The following is a 17,171-nucleotide window of genomic DNA, read 5'->3' as shown; positions in this document are numbered from 1 at the left end:
GAACACCGGGAGACCACCGGGTTACCGGCGTCGGTCAGCTCGACAACACCCGTTCGACCAGCTCCCGCACCGCGCCTTCTCCGCCTCGGCGGCTCAGCACGACCCTGGCCTCTTCGATGACCAGCGGATGCGCGTTCGCCACCGCGACCGGCCAGCCCACGATGCGCAGCGCCGGCAGGTCGTTCACGTCGTTGCCGAGGTAGGCGATGTCGGCGAGGGGCACGTCGTTCTCCTGCGCCCAGTTCCGCAGCGCCGTCTCCTTGTCGTCGATCCCGTGCAGGACCGGTACGCGGAGTTTGTCGGCACGAGCGCGGACGACCGGATTGACTTCGGTCGAGAGGATCAGCAGCGGTACACCGGCCCGGCGCAGCAGAGCCACGCCCATGCCGTCCTCTCGACTGACCCGCACGCGCTCCCCGCCGTCGGCGTCGATGATGGCGGTGTCGTCGGTGTGCACCCCGTCGAAGTCGGTCACGACCGCGCGCACCGGGATGGGCCCCGGGGCCTCGTGCAGGGTCGCGAGCGCGCGGGCGACCCGGAGTTGATCCGCATCGTCGATCTCGATCGCCGTCCACTCCGGCACCCGCGCGATCCGGGTCCGACCGAAGAAGCGATGCCTGCTCTCACGGAAGCCCGCGGCCCGGAACACGTAGAAGGCCCCGGTCTCGAGGTGATGCGGTTCGCGGTCCTGACGCCGGGGGCGGTGCGCGGCATCGTGGTTGATCGCGACAGCGGTGCCGTCCTCGCCCTCGCGCCACAGGAACCCGTAGGTCTCGTGGGCCGAGAACACGCTGTCGGCGCGATCGGCCTGCACCTCCGACACGGCAGCGGCGAGCGCGTCGCTCGGGATGAAAGGTGATGTCGCCTGCACGAACGCCACGACCCCGACCCTGTCGCCGTTCGCCTCGAGGTCGTCGAGTGCATGCAGGATCGCGCTCTCCGAGGTCGCGGTGTCGCCGGAGAGCTCGGCGGGTCGGCGCACGATGCGAGCGCCCGCCGCCGTCGCCACCGCCGCGATCTCGTCGTCGTCGGTGGAGACCACGACCAGATCGATGCCGGATGCCGTCGCCGCCGCGCGGACCGCACGCTCGATCAGCGGCACCCCGCCGACCCGCTGCAGGTTCTTGCGCGGCACCTGCTTCGATCCGCCGCGCGCCGGAATGATCGCCACTGTGAGGGGCATCCGCTCGTCCATGTTCCGCATCCTCGTCGTCGTCGTCATCATCGTCCGCGGATCGCCCGCCAGGCCCGCCCCGCTCGTCGTCGCGCACCGAGGGCGGTGAGACGCCATTCCTCGATCCTGCCCACTCCTCCGGCCGGGCGCAGCATCCGGCGCAGCGCGCTCTCGCTCGGCGCTCCGGGCAGCCGCAGCTCCGCCAACCGCCGCGGCGCGAAGTAGCGGTCGCGCTCTTCCGGGTCGAGACCGTCGAGCAGCTCCTCGGCGCGACCGCGGAGGTGTCCGACGATCTCGGGCTGCATCGCATAGCCGACGGCGTCGACCAGCAGCTGCAGTCGCGCAGGTTCGATGTAGGGCGAGTCCTCGCGGGTGAGCGCGTCGACCAGGGCGACCGGGATCCGATTGCTGTTCTCGAACGGGGCCAGCGTCGCCAGCACGGCATCGTTTCCCGCCGAGCCGATCGCCCGCCCGAAGAGGGTCTGCACCGTCGGCAGCGCGGTCGAGAACCCTGCCACGACCGCCAGCGCGTCCAGCCGCTCCGCGAGCAGCTCCGCCGCGAGGGGGCCGCGATACTCGACGAAGTCGATGCCCTGCGCGGTCGCCTGTGCGCGGACCGCGGCGGTCACCAGCGGGGGCGCCGCGGGATGCGGTTTGAACACGATGCGCTGTGGTGACCACCGCGCCGCACGGTCGATCAGCTGCCGCTGCAGGTCGATCTCCTGCGCCGCCGTCATCAGCCCGAGTGCCGACAGATACTGACCGAGCACGAGCACGGTCGACGCCCCGTCGCGAACGGACTCGGGGCCACCGGCATCCGTCTCCCGCAGCGCCGCCGCGAACGAGCCCGACGGGACCGGGACGATCTCGGCATCGGCCCCGCCGACGAGAGGTCGCACGCCGGGGACGACGTCGGCGTGCACGACGCGCTCGATGCGGGCGGCGACCGGGTACGGCATCCGCACCCGCATCGGCGAGTAGGTCATGAGCCCGTCGCCGACGATCGTGATCCGCGCCTGCGGGAACACCTCCATCAGCGTGCGGGCGGGCGCCACCTGCGGGCTCTGCACGAACAGCTCCAGGCCGTGCGGGTCGAGTCGCCATGCCCGGACGAGCAGTCGCTGCAGCATCGGAAGGTCGGCATCCGCCGGTGCCCACGAGCTCGGATGCCGCGGGCCGAGCAGATCTTCGAGGGGTTCGACACGGTCGAAGCGGTCCCGCAGCGACCCGAGCACGGGGTCGTCCGCGATGCCGACCGCGGTCTCCGGCACCCGCGACGAGGTGAACGGCACCAGGATCCGTTCCGCGCCCCCGTCGCGAGAGCCGCTTCCGACGAGTCCGGCATCGATCGCCGCGACGGCCGTGGCGAGTCCGTAAGCGCTGTGCAGCGCGAAGAGCTGGGTCATGCTCCTCGTCCCGCCTCGCGGAGGATGCGCGCGAGCACCCGGCGCCGCGGCCCGTCGAAGCGCTCCACCACCGCCGGCACCTGGTCGGCGGGGAGCCGTCGGAGCATGTCGCGGATGCCGGTGCGCATCTCCGCGCGCAGCGGAGGACTCATCCGGCGCGCGCGCACCAGGTGATGGGAGCTGAGTGCGAGCGCGGTCCAGACCGCCTTGGGGAGGAAGCGTTCCGCCTCCGGATCCTGCTCGACCACGGCGATGACCTCGTTCATGGCGCGGGCGAAGTCGAGCTGCCGTCGATCCCGTGCCTGCGTGAGCGAGGTGGCGACCCCGCGTCGATAGAGCAGTGCGGGGGCATCGACGACCGCGAACGAGCGGGCCTGCAGGTGCAGTCGCCAGATCCACGGACGGTCCTCTGCCGTGAACAGCCCCTCCGGGAATCCGGCCAGCCCCCGGTCGAGGACGCGGCGGTGGAACACTCCGGCCCACGCGAACGGATAGTCGACCATGGTCGACTCGTGCGCGGGGAGGATCGCCTCGCGGGGCGACACCACGCGGTCGCGCCACGGGTAGGGCGCGCGCACGAGCGTCCGCTGCATGCCGGCGACCGTGACGTGGTCGGTGCGCAGGAAGTCGGCGTCGAGCTCCCGCAGCCGCGACACCAGCACCGCGAGCCTCCTCGGCTGCATCCAGTCGTCGCCGTCGAGGAAGCAGAAGGCGTCGCCCTCGACGTGCGCGAGCCCCTGGTTGCGCGCGCTCGCCAGGCCGCGCGCCGACGGGTTCCGCAGCACCTCGGAATGCGGGAACCGCTGCGCGTACTGCCGCATCAGGGCACCGGTGTCGTCGCGGGAGCCGTCGTCGATCGCGACGAGCTTCAGCTCCGCGGCATCCTCGAACTGCCGGGTGAGCGTCTCGAGCGTCGTCCCGATGTACTCGCCGGCGTCCTTGGCAGGCAGGATGACGGTGACGAGAGGTGTGCGCACGAGACTCCCGGGGCTGGCGGTGTCCGGGAATGGTGTCAGGCATCCGTTGCCGGACGGCGACGCGGAGGTGAACGCCGGGTGTCCGCGCCCGGTGCCGTCGGCACTGCGAGCGCGGAGGTGCGGCCCCGCACCCGACCGGAGCCGCACCTCCCAGTGCTCGCGCACTGCCGAACGTCAGACGTTCGGGGACGACGCCGCACGGATGCGACCCCGCCCGCCTCGTCGCCCGCTGACCCCCATCAGCCGACTCGAGACGTTCTGTTTCGTCGAGCTCGTCCCCCACAGACGAGCGCGCCGTCGTCAGTAACATTATACGTGCTGGAATGTCTTCCGCTGAACCCCTGTCGACAACTCGTGTCTCCGACGACGACGCCGGTTCGCACCGTCGCCCGGGATCGACGACGATGGGGAGCATGCTCTGGCCTTTCGGATCCACCTGGCGCCCCGTGCGCCAGCGGCGGCGCGACACCGTCGACCTGCGGTGGCTCAGCGCACGGACCTGGACCCGCCGGTGGTACCCGCAGGGCGTGGATCTCGGCGAGTGGCAGGGGCGACGCACTCTCGCCGTGAGCTGGTTCCGGCAGGAGCTCTCCGGGGTGCACCTCGCCTCGCGCGTGGCGTTCGTCGACCTGGAGCGCTCGCGTCACCTGGACATCCTCCTCGCGATCGTGGACGACGAGGGCGAACTGCAGCCTGCCCCGATCCACGCCGGCGGCCTCGCCTGGTTCGACGATCGGCTGTTCGTCGCGGCGACCGGTCGCGGAATCTGGGAGTTCGACCTCTCCGACATCCGCGAGGTCCGCGGCGCACTCGCCCACCGGCTCGCGGGGTCGCGCCGTCGCGGCGGACGCTCGACCGCGCTCGTCGCGGTCCGCACCCGCGTGCATCCGGTCGCGCTGCGCTGCTCGTATCTGGGTCGGGTGTACGACCACGACGGCGCCCCGCTGCGACGCGTGCTCATCGGGGAGCATCGCACCGACGGCACCGGACGGATCGGCGAGTTCGCGATCCCCGATGGCCCCGATGGCGGATTCGTGGAGGAGGACCGCTTCTCCCCCGGCATCACGCACATGCAGGGAGCGGTGCGCGCGGGCGATCGCTACTTCGTGTCGCAGTCCGACCACCTGCGTCCCGGCACCCTGTGGAGCGGCTCCCGCGACTCGCTCGAGCGTGATCGGGTCCCCCTCCCGGTCGGTTGCGAAGACCTCGCGCTCGACTTCGACGCCCGCCTGCTCTGGTCGCTCGGGGAGCATCCGTGGCGGCGCGTGGTCCGCGGCATCCCGTTCGCGCGCCTCGGCATCCGATGACGGAGGCGCAGAGCCCGCCGCGCGGCGAACGTAGACTGGTGGAGTGAAGAAGCCCGCGCCTTTCCTCGTCTACACCGTGCTGCGGCTGCTGGCGTTCCTCGTCCCGCTCGCCATCCTCTGGTTCTTCTTCCCGATCTTCCGGGAGTTCTGGTGGCTCGCCGCGATCTTCGCTGCGCTCATCGGCGTCAGCATCTCGATGCTGTTCCTGCGCGCACCCCTGACCGATGCCTCCACGCGACTGCATGAGCGTCGCGAGAGCCGCGCCTCCGGCGGAGAAGCCGATGCGGATGCCGAGGACCAGGCGATCGACGAGGCGAACGAGTCGGTCGACGGGGAACCGAAGGCCTGACCCCGCGCGGTCTCAGCCGACGAACGCCCAGAAGAGCGCGCCGGCGTACAGCAGCGACGTCAGCGAGGTGAGCGCGAGGGCCGTGACCAGCTCCTTCGGCTGGCGGTAGGCCCAGACGATCACGATCGCCGGGAGCCCGGCGAGCAGCGCGAGCATGGCGATCCACGCGATCGGGAACAGCAGCGCGAGGAACGCGGCGATGCCGAACGGCGCGAGCACGAAGAGCGTGAACAGCACCTGCGTGGCGCGGCGGCCGATCAGCACGGTCAGGGTCCGCTTGCCGACCTCGCGGTCCTGATCGATGTCGCGGAGGTTGTTGGCGAGCAGCACGGCGCACGCGAACAGGCCGGCGGCGATGGCCCCGAGCCACGCCTGCTGCGGCAGGTCGAAGATCTGCACCCAGGTGGTTCCGAGCGTCGCGACGAGCCCGAAGAACACGAACACGAAGACCTCGCCGAGGCCGTAGTAGCCGTACGGCCGCTTGCCCCCGGTGTAGAACCAGGCGGCGACGATGCACGCGGCGCCGACGGCCAGCATCCACCACTGCTCGGTGCGCACCACGATCGCGAGGCCGACGAGCGCGGCGAGCGCGAAGAAGACCAGGCCGATGATCAGGACGGTGCGCGGCTTCACCCGTCCGGATGCCGTGAGACGCGCGGGTCCGACCCGATGCGCGTCGGTGCCGCGGACGCCGTCGCTGTAGTCGTTCGTGAAGTTCACGCCGATCTGCAGCAGCACGGCGACGGCCAGGCAGGCGAGGGCGATGACCCAGTGGAACTCGGGCCCGGTGCTGCGTGCTGCCCCGGTGCCGATCACGACCGGTGCGATCGCGAGAGGAAGGGTGCGCAGGCGCGCGGCCCCGATCCAATCGGAGGCCGTCACCGGCCCCGCTTCCACGACCGGACGCTTCGCCGGGTTGCCGCTGGTGCGGGCCGGGGCGTGCTTCGCGGTCCGATTCTTCTTCTTGCGCTGGGAGGATGCTGCCACGCAGGGAATCCTACTGGCCGGGCCGATGCCCGACCTCAGCGCGACGACGCATCAGGCGTTCGGATTGCTGTCCTTGCCGTCGAGCCAGAGCGTGTCGGACGGGTCGCCGTGCGCTCCACCCTTGCCCACATGCTTGTCGCTGATCTGCGGTCCCTTCGTGATCACGTGCACGAGGGCCATCGCATGCCCCTGCCCCAGCTGGTAGTCGTCTTTGAGCCACGCGACGATGGGCGCCGCCTTGGTCGTCCGGTCGAATCCCTTCTCGGTGGCGAGGTCGATGAACTGCCGCGGGGTGAGGCCCGTCTTGGTCTCGATGTTGTCGAGGTATGCCTGGAAGGACATGGTGCTCCTGTGCTCAGTCCTCGTCGAGGGGATGGTGCGGACGAGGGGCCGGATGTGGTTCGAAAGTAGCACCGGGCGCCGACGAAGCGGGAGAGGGTCTTCCTCGATGTTCCCGACGGCCCTACTCGGTCGAACCCACCGGGATGATCGGCCGGTGTTCGTAGTAGGTCTGCAGCACGACGGTGGTGCGGGTGCTGACGTTGGCCGCGAGGCGGACATCGCGGACGAGCTCCTCCAGTGCACGCGGGGACGGGACGCGGACGAACAGCATGTAGCTGGCGTCGCCGGCGATGGAGTGACAGGCCTCGATGGCGTCGAGGTGCTCGAGGAGTTCGGGGGCGTTGTCCGGCTGGGCGGGATCGAGCGGGGTGATCTCGATGAACGCCGAGAGCGGGGTGCCCACCTGCTCGGGGTCGAGGATCGCCTGGTATCCGGTGATCACTCCCCTCGTCTCCAGCCTGCGCAGGCGCGACTGCACCGCCGAGACCGACAGGCCCACGGCGTCCGACAGCTGAGAGAGCGTGGCGCGGCCGTCACGGGAGATCGCGGTCAGGATCGCGCGGTCGACAGAGTCATCCATAGCTGTAAGATTATCGTCAGGATTCCGTTTATGCAGGAATCTTTCCGTCAACAACTCCGATCGGAGGTCCCGATGTCCCTTCTTTCCGCCAACAGTTCCGCTGTTCAGGCCATCGTCGGCGAACCCGAGGTCGTCGAGGACGCGTCGACCGCCGAGCAGTCCGCCGCCTGGGCGCAGCTCAAGGACGCCGCGATCGCGATCCGCGAGATGCAGATCAAGGACGGCTCGATCCCGGACGCCGCGCACCACGCCGCGGCCCGCGAGCTCGTCGGTGCCATCACCGCCGCGATCCGCGCTCTCGCCCCCGCCTTCCCGCACGACGCCGACTACCTCGCCGCTTCCGTGGTCGACTTCGACCGCTGGGCGTCCGAAGACTTCGGCGTGCCGGACTTCCTCGACTCGCTGATGGCCTTCCAGCCGCAGCAGACCCGCGTCGACGGGATCCGCCACCTGGTCGTGTTCCCGATGTACACGCAGAACGGGTCGAGCGACCGCCTGGTCGAGGCGCTGATCGTCGAGACGATCTGGCCGGAGTTCATCGCAGCCCTCGAAGCCGGCGACTACGGCAACAAGCTGTTCGTCTCGCTGCGTCTGGTGGACTTCACCCCCGGTTACGACACCAACTCGGCCGTGCTGTTCCCCGAGACCGTCGCGATGCGCGAGATCCCGACCTTCACGTGGGGCGCGATCTTCCAGGACCGCGAGGCCGCCCGCTACCGTCGGGTCACCCGTGCCGCTGCCGAGATCACCAACCTCGACCTGCCGGAGCGCGCGGCCGCGATGCTCGACGACCAGCAGGTGGCCGAGAAGACCTTCGTGATGTGGGACATCATCCACGACCGCACCCACATGCGCGGCGATCTGCCGTTCGATCCGTTCATGATCAAGCAGCGGATGCCGTTCTTCCTCTACTCGCTGGAGGAGATGCGCTGCGACATGACGGCGTTCCGCGAGTCCGTGAAGATCGAGCGTTCGCTCGCGGCGCGCATCGCCGCCGGTGAGGAGCTCACCGAGACCGAGCAGGAGATGCACGACTACGCGCACCTCGTGCAGTACGCGGTGATCTTCGACCGCATCTTCCGCTTCTCCATCACGGGCACCCGCACGCGCAACTACGACGCCGTCGGCGGACAGCTGCTGTTCGCCTGGCTGCACCAGCGCGGCGTGCTGCACTGGACCGACACCGCCCTGGCCTTCGACTGGGACGCCGTGCCGGATGCCGTGGTGGCGCTGGGCGACGCGATCGACGACCTGTACTGGCACTCGATCGACCGCCCGAAGGTCGCGCACTGGCTCGCCGCCTACGAGCTCGTCCGCGGCACGCTCACCCCGCACCCGGCCTCGCAGTGGGCCCGCGGCCTGTCGGACGAGATCCTCGCCGGGGCCCCGAAGGGCTACACGGACGCCGTGATGGACGACGAGTTCCCGCTGTCGATGTTCTTCGAGACCCTCGGCAAGAAGATGAAGCCGGTCATCGAGTCGACCGTCGGCATCCGGGGCACCGACGACTGATGACCATGCGCGGCGGGTCTCCCCTCGTCGAGCCGGCCCCGTACGATCGAGCCACCCCTTTGCGTACGTTCATAGAGGGGTGGCTCGCACAGAGAGGGGTGGCTCGGCGATGGTCCAGGCACGCGTGATCGTTCTAGCCGGCGGCAGTGGAGCAACCGGCGAGGTGCTCTCGCGGACGCTCGTCGAGGCGGGTCACCGCGTCGTCGTCACCGGGCGCTCGGCATCCCGTCTCGCGACGCTCCGCAGCAGCGTTCCCGGCGTGGAGACGGTCGAGGCGGATGCGACCGAGTTCGCGGTGATGCGCGACCTCGCCGACCGGCTGCGCACCTCACATGGCACCGTCGACGCCGTGATCCCGCTGGTCGGCGGCTGGCGCGGTGGCGGTGGGCTCGCGGGGCAGTCGGATGACGACTTCGCGGCACTGCTTCCCGCGCTCGAGGCCGTGCGCGCGACGAGCCGGGCGTTCGACGCGGAACTGCGCGCATCGGCGGCCGGCCGCTTCGCGATCGTGTCGTCGACGGCGGTCGCTCGGCCGCTCGCCGGCGGGGCGAACTACGCCGCGGTGAAGGCCGCGAGCGAGGCATGGACCCGGGCGGTCGCCCAGGGCTACGCCAAGGCCGCGCGGGATGCCGGGGAGTCGCTGCGTGCGGCATCCGTCGTGTTCCGAGCCAAGGCGCTCGATCCCGAGGTCCTGGCCGCCCGCGTCGTCGCGCTCTGGGACGAGGATGCGATCGACCTCAACGACCGGATCGTCGACCTGGGCTGACCCGGGTCGCGGTCACCGCGATTCGGGCGGCATTCCCGGCACGATGGGCGGGGCATCGGCATGACGGCGCTCGCCCGCCCGTTCCTCTCGCGCGCCCGCCTCCGCCGCGGCTGCTGCACCGGCATCGCCGCCGTTCTCCCCGTCGGCGTCGCCGTGGTCGATCTCCTGCTCCGGCGCCTCGGCGTAGAGCTCGGTGAGCTTGCGGTAGGAACGTGTGAAGAATGCCAGCGTGGCGGCGACCACCATGATCAGGCCCGCGAACAGGCAGATCAGTGCGATGCCGCGGGCTTCGCCTTCGCCGAGCAGCCAGCCCCACTGCTGCTGACCCTCGCGGGTGTTCATGAACGGGATGATCAGGAACTCGGCGATCGGGGCGATCAGGAACGCGGTGATCGGAGCCGCAGCCGCCTCCATGGCCGCGGCGACGCCGAACACGCGGCCCTGTCGCTCGAACGGCACGACCTTCTGGATCACGGTCTGCTCCGCCGCCTCGACCGGCGGCACCAGAGCCATGTACGCCCACATGCCGATCACGTAGAGCGGCCACCACTCGCGCAGCATGAACACGGAGCCGAGCAGGCCCATGGCGATGACCACGAGCAGCATCGTGCGCATGGGCTTGGGCCCGAGGCCGAACTTCGCCACCAGACCGCCGCCCACCAGGAAGCCCGTCGAGGCGAACGCGAGCGCGAACCCCCAGGTCTGCGCGTCGAAGAGGGTCAGGCCGTACGGGTCCATGAGTGCCATGTAGACGCCGCCGATGAGGTTGTTGAACGTGGAGAAGATGATGAGGGCGAACAGGCCGGGCGCCAGCCGGATCGCCTGCACGCTGCCGCGGAAGTCGAGTGCGCTGGAGGCGTTCGGGTCGGGTTCCGGAGTCCCCTCGGGGATGCGCACGAAGAGGAGGTGCACGAAGGTGAGCGCCATGGCGGCGATGGCGATCGCGAGGGTCCACCCCATGCCGAGGAAGCCGATGGACAGCCCCGAGAACACGCTCGTGACGAGGAAGGCGATGCCCTGCACCGTGCCGACGAGCCCGTTGGCGTTGGCCCGCTTCTCTTCGGGGATGAGCAGGGTGACCGTGGTGGAGAGCGCGATGTTGCGCAGCTGCTCGATCACGCCGCCGAACAGGATGACGCCGGAGAACAGCCAGAACCAGGGGCCGCCGAGATCGAGCAGCGCCGCCTCGGGCTGCCAGAGATACAAGACCCCGGCGACGAGGAACGCGACCGCCGAGATGACGCTCGAGATCACCATGACCGTGTGCTTGCGATTGCGGTCGACGATCGTGCCGAACGCCATCGCGAAGAACGCGACGAACAGCATGTAGGCCCCGCCGATGATGCCCGTGGCCAGCACCGACTGCGTCTCGATGTACACCCAGAACGTGAGGGCGAACCAGAGGAAGCTCGTCGTCACGTTCGCGATGAGCGTGTTGACGAGGACGTTGCCGAAAGCCCTCTTGGCTGCGGTGCGCTCCATGAAGTCGAGGGTAGGACCGGCATCCGACATCTGGAAGCCCCTCCCCCGCCGGCGCACCCGGATCGGACGATTAGGCTGGGTCGGTGAGCATCCAGCATGACCCCGCGATCCGGGGCTTCGCCAGTGACAACTACTCCGGCATCCACCCCGAGGTCCTCGAGGCCATCGCCGCGGCGAACGGCGGCCACCAGAGCGCCTACGGCGAGGACGCGTACACCGTCCGGCTGCAGGAGGTCTTCCAGGCGCACTTCGGTGAGGGCGTCGAAGCCTTCCCGGTGTTCAACGGCACCGGAGCGAACGTGACCGGCCTGCAGTCGATGCTGCCACGCTGGGGCGCGGTGATCGCGGCATCCACCGCCCACATCAACGTCGACGAGGCTGCGGCACCCGAGAAGATCGGCGGCTTCAAGCTGCTCACCGTCCCCACCGACGACGGCAAGCTCACCACCGAGCTCATCGACCGCGAGGCCTGGGGCTGGGGCGACGAGCACCGCGCGCAGCCGCTGGTGGTCTCGATCACGCAGTCGACCGAGCTCGGCACGCTGTACACGGCCGACGAGATCCGCACGATCGCCGACCACGTGCACGAGCGCGGCATGAAGCTGCACCTCGACGGAGCGCGGCTGTCGAACGCCGCCGCAGCCCTCGACCTGCCGCTGCGCGCGTTCACCCGCGACGCCGGCGTCGACGTGCTGACCTACGGCGGCACCAAGAACGGTGCGATGCTCGGTGAGGCCATCGTCGTGTTGAACCCCGACGCGGCCGACGGCCTGAAGTACTCGCGCAAGTTCAACATGCAGCTCTCCTCGAAGATGCGCTTCGTCTCGGCGCAGCTGATCGCGCTGCTCGAGGGCGACCTGTGGCTGCGCAACGCGAAGCACGCGAACGCGATGGCGGCGCGTCTGCGCTCCGAGATCGAGGCCGGTATCGCCGACGGGTCGATCCGGGGCGTCGGCTTCACGCAGCCCACCCAGTCCAACGGCGTCTTCGCCACGCTGCCCGACGGAGTCGCCGACCAGCTCCGCGATTCGTTCCGGTTCTACGACTGGGACGCCGCGCGCAAGGAGGTGCGCTGGATGTGCGGCTTCGACACCGAGGAGGCCGACGTCGACGCGTTCGTCGCCGAGCTCTCCCGCCTCACCCGCGGCTGACGTCCGGACGCCGCCCGCGCGTCAGGACTCGACGACGCGGGTGAACTCCTCGCGCGTCGTGCGCAGGTGCGCGCGCATCGCGGCATCCGCGGCCTCGGCGTCGCCACGACGCACCGCATCGAGGATCTGCTCGTGCGCGTGCCAGCTCGACTCCTTCACGAAGTCGAAGCTCATCAGGTCGACGGGCTCGAACATGCGCACCCTCGCCTCTTCGACGGCGTCGCGGACGAACGAGTTGCCGGATGCCTCGGCGAGCGCGATGTGGAAATCGGTGTCGGCGATGCGCGACTCGGCCTTCGTGACGGCGGCGGCGAGGTCGCGCTGCGCCAGCGTCATCGCCTCCAGGTCGGCGTCGCTGCGACGGGTCGCGGCCAACGCCGCCCCACCGGACTCGACGATCGAGCGGAACTCGGTGAGCTCGCCGATCTCGGCCGAGCGCGTGCGCACCTCCTCGCGGATGAGCCGCGGGTCGAGGGCGGCATCCTGCACGATCGCCCCGCCGGACGCACCACGCGAGATCACGATCTGCCCGCTCCCCTCGAGGATGCGCAGCGCCTGCCGCAGGGTCTCGCGCGAGACGCCGAGCTGCTCGGCGAGTCGGCGCTCCGGCGGAAGCCGGTCACCGGGGCGGATGCGGCCGAGCGCCATCTCGCGCCGCAGGAACCCGGCGACCGCCTGGTAGCCGGAGACGGGCTGCAGCACGGCACGGGAGAAGTCGTGCGGCGCGTCGTCACGCTCGCTCATCCGTACTCCTCCGATCAGAGGGGCAGACCCGGGCGGTCGGAGCCCACGATCTGCTTCCCCACGAAGAAGTCAAGCACATCGTCGTCTCCGTGCCCGCCCAGCCCGCTCGCGCCGAAGAAGCTCTGCGCCGACTCCGGCGACATGTCGAGGACGCTCGTGCCGTTGACCTTGACCTCGCCGGCGACGAGCCGTGTGCCGAGTGCGGCCGCGGCCTCCTCGTCTGCGCCGAACACGTAGCCGGCGAGCCCGACCTGCCCGGTGTTCGCGAGGGCCACCGCCTCGTCCTCGTCGGCATAACCGCCCACGAGCAGCAGGGGTCCGAAGACCTCGTCCGCGAGGCCCGGCCCGTCGAGGACCGCCACCGTCGGCTCGAAGAACCAGCCCTGTGCGGGCACTTGCGTGACGCGCAGCAGCTCGGCACCGGCCTGCGCCAGCCGCTCCCGCTGCTCGGCGAGCTCGTCGCGGCGGCCGGCGAACGCGACCGGACCCACCTCGGTCGCCTCGTCGAGGCTCGACCCGATGGTCCGGCGGCCGAACTCGGCGATCAGCAGACGGGCGAGCTCATCACGGCGCGCACGGTCGACGAGCACCCGGCGCGGCGCCTCGCACCACTGCCCCGACAGCTTCAGCACGCCGTCGGCCAGGGCCTTCGCGGCCGCGGGGAGGTCGGCGTCCGGTCGGACGATCGCGGCGTTGTTCGAGCCCAGCTCCAGCTGCAGTCTCGCGAAGCGCGGAGCAGCCGTCGCGGCGATCGCGCGCCCGGTCGGGGTGGAACCGGTCATCGAGATCGCGGCGATGCGCTCGTCGGCGACGAGAGTGCGTCCGACGCCGCCGCTGCCCTGCACGAGACCCACCACCCCGTCCGGGATGCCGACCGCGTGCACGCCCTCCAGCAGCAGCTGGGCGCTCCACGGCGAGAACGAGGAGGGCTTGAGCACGACGGCGGCACCCGCGGCGAGCGCGAACGCCGTCTTCTTGACGGCCATGGCCGACGGGGCGTTCCACGGCAGGATCAGCGCGGTGGGGCCCCAGGGCACGCGGTGCAGTCGCACGGGTCCGTGCTCGGCGGCGAGCGCACGCGAGTCGCCGACCGCGACCGCGCGCCGTGCGGCATCCCTCAGCGTCGCGCCGTTCGCCCCGCCGAAGAGCCGGGTGACCGAGATCGGCACGCCGCTGTTGAGCGCGTCGAGGCGGGCGACCTCCTCGGCCCGCTCGTCGAGCCAGTCGGCGAGGGCGGCCAGTTTCTCGGCCCGGCGCTCGGGGGCGAGGCCGCGCCAGCGCGCGTCGTCGTGCGCCTCCTGCGCGGCGGTCACGGCACGGCCGACCTGGTCGAGCGAGCTCGATGCGGAGGCGACCAGGGCCGCCCCCGTGTTCGGGTCGTGCAGCCAGGTGCCGTCGCTCTCGGGGCTGTCCTCGGCGACGCCGCCGATCCAGGTGCGCAGGGCGGGGTACGTCATGTCAGATCCGATCGAAGTAGCGGTGCAGGTCCCAGTCCGTCACGCGGGCCATGAACGTGGTCCACTCGTGGTCGAGCAGCACCTGCTGATGCGAGATGAGCTCGGGGGCGAGCAGCTCCTGCACGAGCGGGCTCTCCCCGAACAGGATGCTCGCCTGCCGGGGATCCGCGGGCATGGCGCCGTCGGCGGGGAGGTCGTAGGCGCTCCCGACCACGGCATCGCCGAGCACGGTCTCCTTCTCCATGCCGTCGCGTGCCGACGCGAGGACTCCGGTGAGGGTGAAGTACGGGTTCGTGTCGGCGCCGGGCAGGCGGAACTCGAAGCGGAGCGCCTGCGGCGAGTGCCCCACCACGCGCACCGTCGTGGTGCGGTTGTCGAAGCCCCAGGTCTGCCCGCTCCCCGCCACATCGGACGAGTTGCTGCGTCGGTAGGAGTTGACGGTCGGCGCGTACCAGGCCATCAGCGCGGGAGCGTGTTCGAGGGCGCCGGCGATCGCCGACCGCATCCGTCCGCTGAGGCGATCCGAAGCCGACTCGTCCCAGAACACCGCCGTGCCCTCGTCGTCCACGAACGAGACGTGCACGTGGCAGGACGAACCGGGCTGGTCGTTGAGCGGCCGTGCCATGAACGTCGCCGACATGCCGGCGCGGGCGGCGGTGTCGCGCACCGCCAGCTTGTAGAGCGCGTGCCGGTCGGCCATCTCCAGCGGGTCGCCGTACTCGAACGTCATCTCCCACTGCCCGAGACCCCATTCGCTCTGTGCGGCCTCGACGAGGATGCCGCTGGCGCGGAGGTCGGCGCGCAGCTTCTGGAAGAAGGGCTCGTAGAGGTTGCCCTCGTGGATCATGAAGTCGGACGGCGTGAGGGTCGTCGGGTCGAGGTCGCGGAATCCCGAGCGGCGCAGCTCCCTGGGGTCGTTGCGGAACAGGTAGAACTCCAGCTCCGTCCCCGCGAGCGGGGTGAGTCCGAGCTCCCGGATGCGGGCGAGCTCCTGCTTCAGCAGCACGCGGGGCGAGAGCGGCATCGGCTCGTGCGTGTGCACGTCGACCGGGTCGGCGAGGCAGATCGCCACTCCCTCGAGCCAGGCCGCGGGGCGGAGCGTCTCGAGGTCGGGGATCAGCGTGACGTCGGGGACGCCGTTGTGCATGCCGCACAGCGCGAACTTGTTCGCATCGATCAGCTCGAGCCCCTGATCGATGTCCCACGCCCAGGCGCAGGTGCAGATGTCGACGCCGTTCGCCACGACGCGGCCGAAGCCCTCGACCGGGATGCGGCGGCCCACGAGTCGGCCCTGCAGGTCGGGAGTCGCCACGATCACGGTGCGGATGCCGGCCGCCTCCAGCTCGTCCGGAGCCAGACGCACGTCGTCGATCATCGCGTCAGCCACCCTCCGTCGACGGGGAGCTGGATGCCGTCGATCCACGACGCCTCGTCGCTGAGCAGCCAGGAGACCGCGGAGGCGATGTCGGCGGGCACGCCCACCCGCGGCACCAGGAGGCGCTGCTTCATGAACTCCAGCGCCTCGGGGCTCGTGACGCTCTCGTAGTCGAAGAAGTCCGTCGCGATGGGTCCGGGGGCGACGCAGTTGACGCGGATGTTCTTCGCCGCGAGCTCGACTGCGAGGGCCTTCGTGAGCATGGGCACGCCGCCCTTGCTCGCGTTGTAGTGCGGCTGCGCGGTGCCGGTGCTCGTCACGACGACCAGGGCCTCGACGGTCGACAGGTTCACGATCGCCCCGCCGCCGGACTCGGCGATGAGCGGGGCGACCTCCTGCGCGACGAGGAACTGTCCCTTGAGGTTGATGTCGAACACGAAGTCCCAGGCCTCCTCGGTGAGGGTCTCGAACGAGTGCTCCGTGACGACCCCGGCGTTGTTCACCAGGAGGTGCAGCGAGCCCCACGCCTCACGGGCGACATCGACCGCCGCGCGGATCTGCTCCCGCGAGCGCACGTCCACCACGGCCGCGAGCGCGGTGCCGCCGGCCTCCTCGATGAGGCGGACGGTCTCGGCCGCACCTTCGGCGGAGACGTCGGTCACGAGGATGCGGGCTCCTTCGCTCGCGAGCCGGAGCGCGGTCTCCCGCCCGATGCCGGACCCTGCGCCCGTGAGGAAGGCGTTCTTGTCTGCGTGTCGCATTTCTTCTCCTTGTTCGGTGACGCCTAGGCGACGTTCTGCGTTGCGGACGCGACGTCGAGCGTCGCGCGGGCGGCGGCCTGGTCGACCAGCCAGCCGAAGATCGGGTCGGCCTCGAAGGTCTCGGGATGCCACTGCACCCCGACCACCGGGAGGCCTTCGAGCTCGATGGCCTCGACGACGCCGTCCGGCGCCCACCCGGTCACGACGATCCCGCGGCCCGGCACATCGACCGCCTGATGGTGGAACGAGTTGACGCGGGTCGTCTCGCCGTAGAGCGCCTGCGCGACACTGCCCGGCGCCGTGCGCACCTCGTGCACGCGGTGAGCGCGCGGATAGGCGTAGGAGCCGTGCGACTCCCCCTCGCCGGGCGGCAGGTGCGAGTGGAGCGTGCCGCCGCGGACGACGTTGAGGAGCTGTGCGCCGCGGCAGACTCCGAGCAGCGGGATGCCGCCGGTGATCGCGGCCTCGATCAGGCCGGCCTCGAACGCGTCGCGCTGCGGGTCGATCAGAGGGGTGAACGGTCCCGGTGTCTGCCCGTAGAGGCGCGGGTCGACGTCGTCGCCGCCCACGATCACGACACCATCGAGGCGCTCGGCCAGCTCGGCCGGAACGGCATCCATCGGCAGGTGCACCGGCAGTCCGCCGGCACGGAGCACGGAGGTCGAGTACTCGCTGAGGTAGGCCTCGAGCGGCGCGTCGGCGAAGCCGTGCGGTGCGCCGATCGCGGCGCCGCGCAGGCGTCGTCCGGAGATGCCGATCAGGGGTCGGGGCAGGGCGGGGGTGCTGATGATGTCCATCCTT

General features: G+C 70.6%; 17 protein-coding genes. 5 read left to right on the top strand and 12 right to left on the bottom strand.

Features of this window, described 5'->3' with window-relative positions; genetic code table 11:
* Positions 1 to 34: 34 nt before the first annotated feature.
* Genes CQ045_RS10025 through CQ045_RS10015 form a run of 3 tightly spaced genes read right to left on the bottom strand, consistent with a single transcriptional unit; the run spans position 35 to position 3,722 of the window.
* A complete protein-coding gene (locus tag CQ045_RS10025; protein ID WP_258131027.1) occupies positions 35 to 1,195 on the bottom strand; it encodes an acylneuraminate cytidylyltransferase in 1,161 nt (386 codons plus the stop codon).
* A gap of 26 nt (positions 1,196 to 1,221) precedes the next feature.
* Positions 1,222 to 2,580, bottom strand: coding sequence for a polysialyltransferase family glycosyltransferase (locus CQ045_RS10020; protein WP_105723287.1), 1,359 nt, complete (start codon positions 2,578 to 2,580; stop codon positions 1,222 to 1,224).
* Positions 2,577 to 3,722 carry a glycosyltransferase family 2 protein gene (locus tag CQ045_RS10015; protein ID WP_258131026.1) on the bottom strand — a complete coding sequence of 382 codons (1,146 nt, stop codon included), beginning with the start codon at positions 3,720 to 3,722 and terminating at the stop codon, positions 2,577 to 2,579. The genes CQ045_RS10020 and CQ045_RS10015 overlap by 4 nt, the downstream gene beginning before the upstream one ends.
* 248 nt (positions 3,723 to 3,970) lie before the next feature.
* Here CQ045_RS10015 and CQ045_RS10010 point away from each other — a divergent pair, with 248 nt between their 5' ends.
* Positions 3,971 to 4,864: a hypothetical protein gene (locus CQ045_RS10010; RefSeq protein ID WP_105723285.1), complete on the top strand. Its 894-nt coding sequence runs from the start codon at positions 3,971 to 3,973 to the stop codon at positions 4,862 to 4,864.
* Positions 4,865 to 4,907: 43 nt separating this feature from the next.
* A complete protein-coding gene (locus tag CQ045_RS10005; RefSeq protein ID WP_105723283.1) occupies positions 4,908 to 5,213 on the top strand; it encodes a DUF4229 domain-containing protein in 306 nt (101 codons plus the stop codon).
* 12 nt (positions 5,214 to 5,225) lie between these two features.
* Here CQ045_RS10005 and CQ045_RS10000 read toward each other — a convergent pair whose 3' ends face one another.
* The 3 genes from CQ045_RS10000 to CQ045_RS09990 all read right to left on the bottom strand — a co-directional run bounded on the left by CQ045_RS10000 (position 5,226) and on the right by CQ045_RS09990 (position 7,122).
* Complete coding sequence (locus tag CQ045_RS10000; RefSeq protein WP_105723281.1) at positions 5,226 to 6,200, bottom strand: 1,4-dihydroxy-2-naphthoate polyprenyltransferase; 975 nt, start codon at positions 6,198 to 6,200, stop codon at positions 5,226 to 5,228.
* 51 nt (positions 6,201 to 6,251) lie between these two features.
* Positions 6,252 to 6,542 (bottom strand): DUF4287 domain-containing protein, encoded by a 291-nt coding sequence (locus tag CQ045_RS09995; protein WP_105723279.1) that lies wholly within the window; start codon positions 6,540 to 6,542, stop codon positions 6,252 to 6,254.
* Between the two features lie 121 nt (positions 6,543 to 6,663).
* The gene (locus tag CQ045_RS09990) at positions 6,664 to 7,122 is read right to left on the bottom strand and encodes an Lrp/AsnC family transcriptional regulator (RefSeq protein WP_105723277.1); all 459 of its coding nucleotides are present in this window, start codon (positions 7,120 to 7,122) and stop codon (positions 6,664 to 6,666) included.
* 72 nt (positions 7,123 to 7,194) lie between these two features.
* Here CQ045_RS09990 and CQ045_RS09985 point away from each other — a divergent pair, with 72 nt between their 5' ends.
* Positions 7,195 to 8,634, top strand: coding sequence for a DUF6421 family protein (locus tag CQ045_RS09985; protein ID WP_105723275.1), 1,440 nt, complete (start codon positions 7,195 to 7,197; stop codon positions 8,632 to 8,634).
* A gap of 109 nt (positions 8,635 to 8,743) precedes the next feature.
* Complete coding sequence (locus CQ045_RS09980; RefSeq protein ID WP_105723273.1) at positions 8,744 to 9,400, top strand: SDR family NAD(P)-dependent oxidoreductase; 657 nt, start codon at positions 8,744 to 8,746, stop codon at positions 9,398 to 9,400.
* Between the two features lie 12 nt (positions 9,401 to 9,412).
* On the opposite strand, the gene CQ045_RS09975 is transcribed toward CQ045_RS09980, so the two are convergent.
* Positions 9,413 to 10,882, bottom strand: a complete 1,470-nt coding sequence (locus tag CQ045_RS09975) for an MFS transporter (protein ID WP_105723746.1) — start codon at positions 10,880 to 10,882, stop codon at positions 9,413 to 9,415.
* Between the two features lie 83 nt (positions 10,883 to 10,965).
* Between CQ045_RS09975 and CQ045_RS09970 the strand changes: the two genes are divergently transcribed.
* On the top strand, positions 10,966 to 12,033 hold the full coding sequence (locus CQ045_RS09970) for a low specificity L-threonine aldolase (RefSeq protein ID WP_105723271.1): 1,068 nt from the start codon (positions 10,966 to 10,968) through the stop codon (positions 12,031 to 12,033).
* Positions 12,034 to 12,054: 21 nt separating this feature from the next.
* Here CQ045_RS09970 and CQ045_RS09965 read toward each other — a convergent pair whose 3' ends face one another.
* The 5 genes from CQ045_RS09965 to CQ045_RS09945 all read right to left on the bottom strand — a co-directional run.
* Complete coding sequence (locus CQ045_RS09965; RefSeq protein WP_105723269.1) at positions 12,055 to 12,777, bottom strand: FadR/GntR family transcriptional regulator; 723 nt, start codon at positions 12,775 to 12,777, stop codon at positions 12,055 to 12,057.
* Positions 12,778 to 12,791: 14 nt separating this feature from the next.
* On the bottom strand, positions 12,792 to 14,234 hold the full coding sequence (locus CQ045_RS09960) for an aldehyde dehydrogenase (protein WP_105723267.1): 1,443 nt from the start codon (positions 14,232 to 14,234) through the stop codon (positions 12,792 to 12,794).
* Between the two features lies 1 nt (position 14,235).
* A complete protein-coding gene (locus CQ045_RS09955; protein ID WP_146115228.1) occupies positions 14,236 to 15,609 on the bottom strand; it encodes a glutamine synthetase family protein in 1,374 nt (457 codons plus the stop codon).
* Positions 15,606 to 16,370 (bottom strand): SDR family NAD(P)-dependent oxidoreductase, encoded by a 765-nt coding sequence (locus tag CQ045_RS09950; RefSeq protein WP_105723263.1) that lies wholly within the window; start codon positions 16,368 to 16,370, stop codon positions 15,606 to 15,608. Before CQ045_RS09950 ends, CQ045_RS09955 begins: the two co-directional genes overlap by 4 nt.
* A 23-nt stretch (positions 16,371 to 16,393) precedes the next feature.
* Positions 16,394 to 17,171, bottom strand: a 778-nt coding sequence (locus tag CQ045_RS09945) for a gamma-glutamyl-gamma-aminobutyrate hydrolase family protein (RefSeq protein ID WP_258131025.1), incomplete at its 5' end; no start/stop codon positions are given.

The organism is Microbacterium sp. MYb66 (genome assembly GCF_002979435.1).
Classification (GTDB): Bacteria; Actinomycetota; Actinomycetes; order Actinomycetales; family Microbacteriaceae; genus Microbacterium.
This window is presented reverse-complemented; position numbering and strand designations above follow the sequence as displayed.

Bases quoted from the DNA above. Each gene is read 5' to 3' on its own strand.
- CQ045_RS09955 (WP_146115228.1), bottom strand. From the start codon at position 15,609: ATGATCGACGACGTGCGTCTGGCTCCGGACGAGCTGGAGGCGGCCGGC.
- CQ045_RS09960 (WP_105723267.1), bottom strand. From the start codon at position 14,234: ATGACGTACCCCGCCCTGCGCACCTGGATCGGCGGCGTCGCCGAGGAC.
- CQ045_RS09975 (WP_105723746.1), bottom strand. From the start codon at position 10,882: ATGGAGCGCACCGCAGCCAAGAGGGCTTTCGGCAACGTCCTCGTCAAC.
- CQ045_RS09950 (WP_105723263.1), bottom strand. From the start codon at position 16,370: ATGCGACACGCAGACAAGAACGCCTTCCTCACGGGCGCAGGGTCCGGC.
- CQ045_RS09965 (WP_105723269.1), bottom strand. From the start codon at position 12,777: ATGAGCGAGCGTGACGACGCGCCGCACGACTTCTCCCGTGCCGTGCTG.
- CQ045_RS10010 (WP_105723285.1), top strand. From the start codon at position 3,971: ATGCTCTGGCCTTTCGGATCCACCTGGCGCCCCGTGCGCCAGCGGCGG.
- CQ045_RS09980 (WP_105723273.1), top strand. From the start codon at position 8,744: ATGGTCCAGGCACGCGTGATCGTTCTAGCCGGCGGCAGTGGAGCAACC.
- CQ045_RS09995 (WP_105723279.1), bottom strand. From the start codon at position 6,542: ATGTCCTTCCAGGCATACCTCGACAACATCGAGACCAAGACGGGCCTC.
- CQ045_RS10020 (WP_105723287.1), bottom strand. From the start codon at position 2,580: ATGACCCAGCTCTTCGCGCTGCACAGCGCTTACGGACTCGCCACGGCC.
- CQ045_RS10025 (WP_258131027.1), bottom strand. From the start codon at position 1,195: ATGGACGAGCGGATGCCCCTCACAGTGGCGATCATTCCGGCGCGCGGC.
- CQ045_RS09990 (WP_105723277.1), bottom strand. From the start codon at position 7,122: ATGGATGACTCTGTCGACCGCGCGATCCTGACCGCGATCTCCCGTGAC.
- CQ045_RS09985 (WP_105723275.1), top strand. From the start codon at position 7,195: ATGTCCCTTCTTTCCGCCAACAGTTCCGCTGTTCAGGCCATCGTCGGC.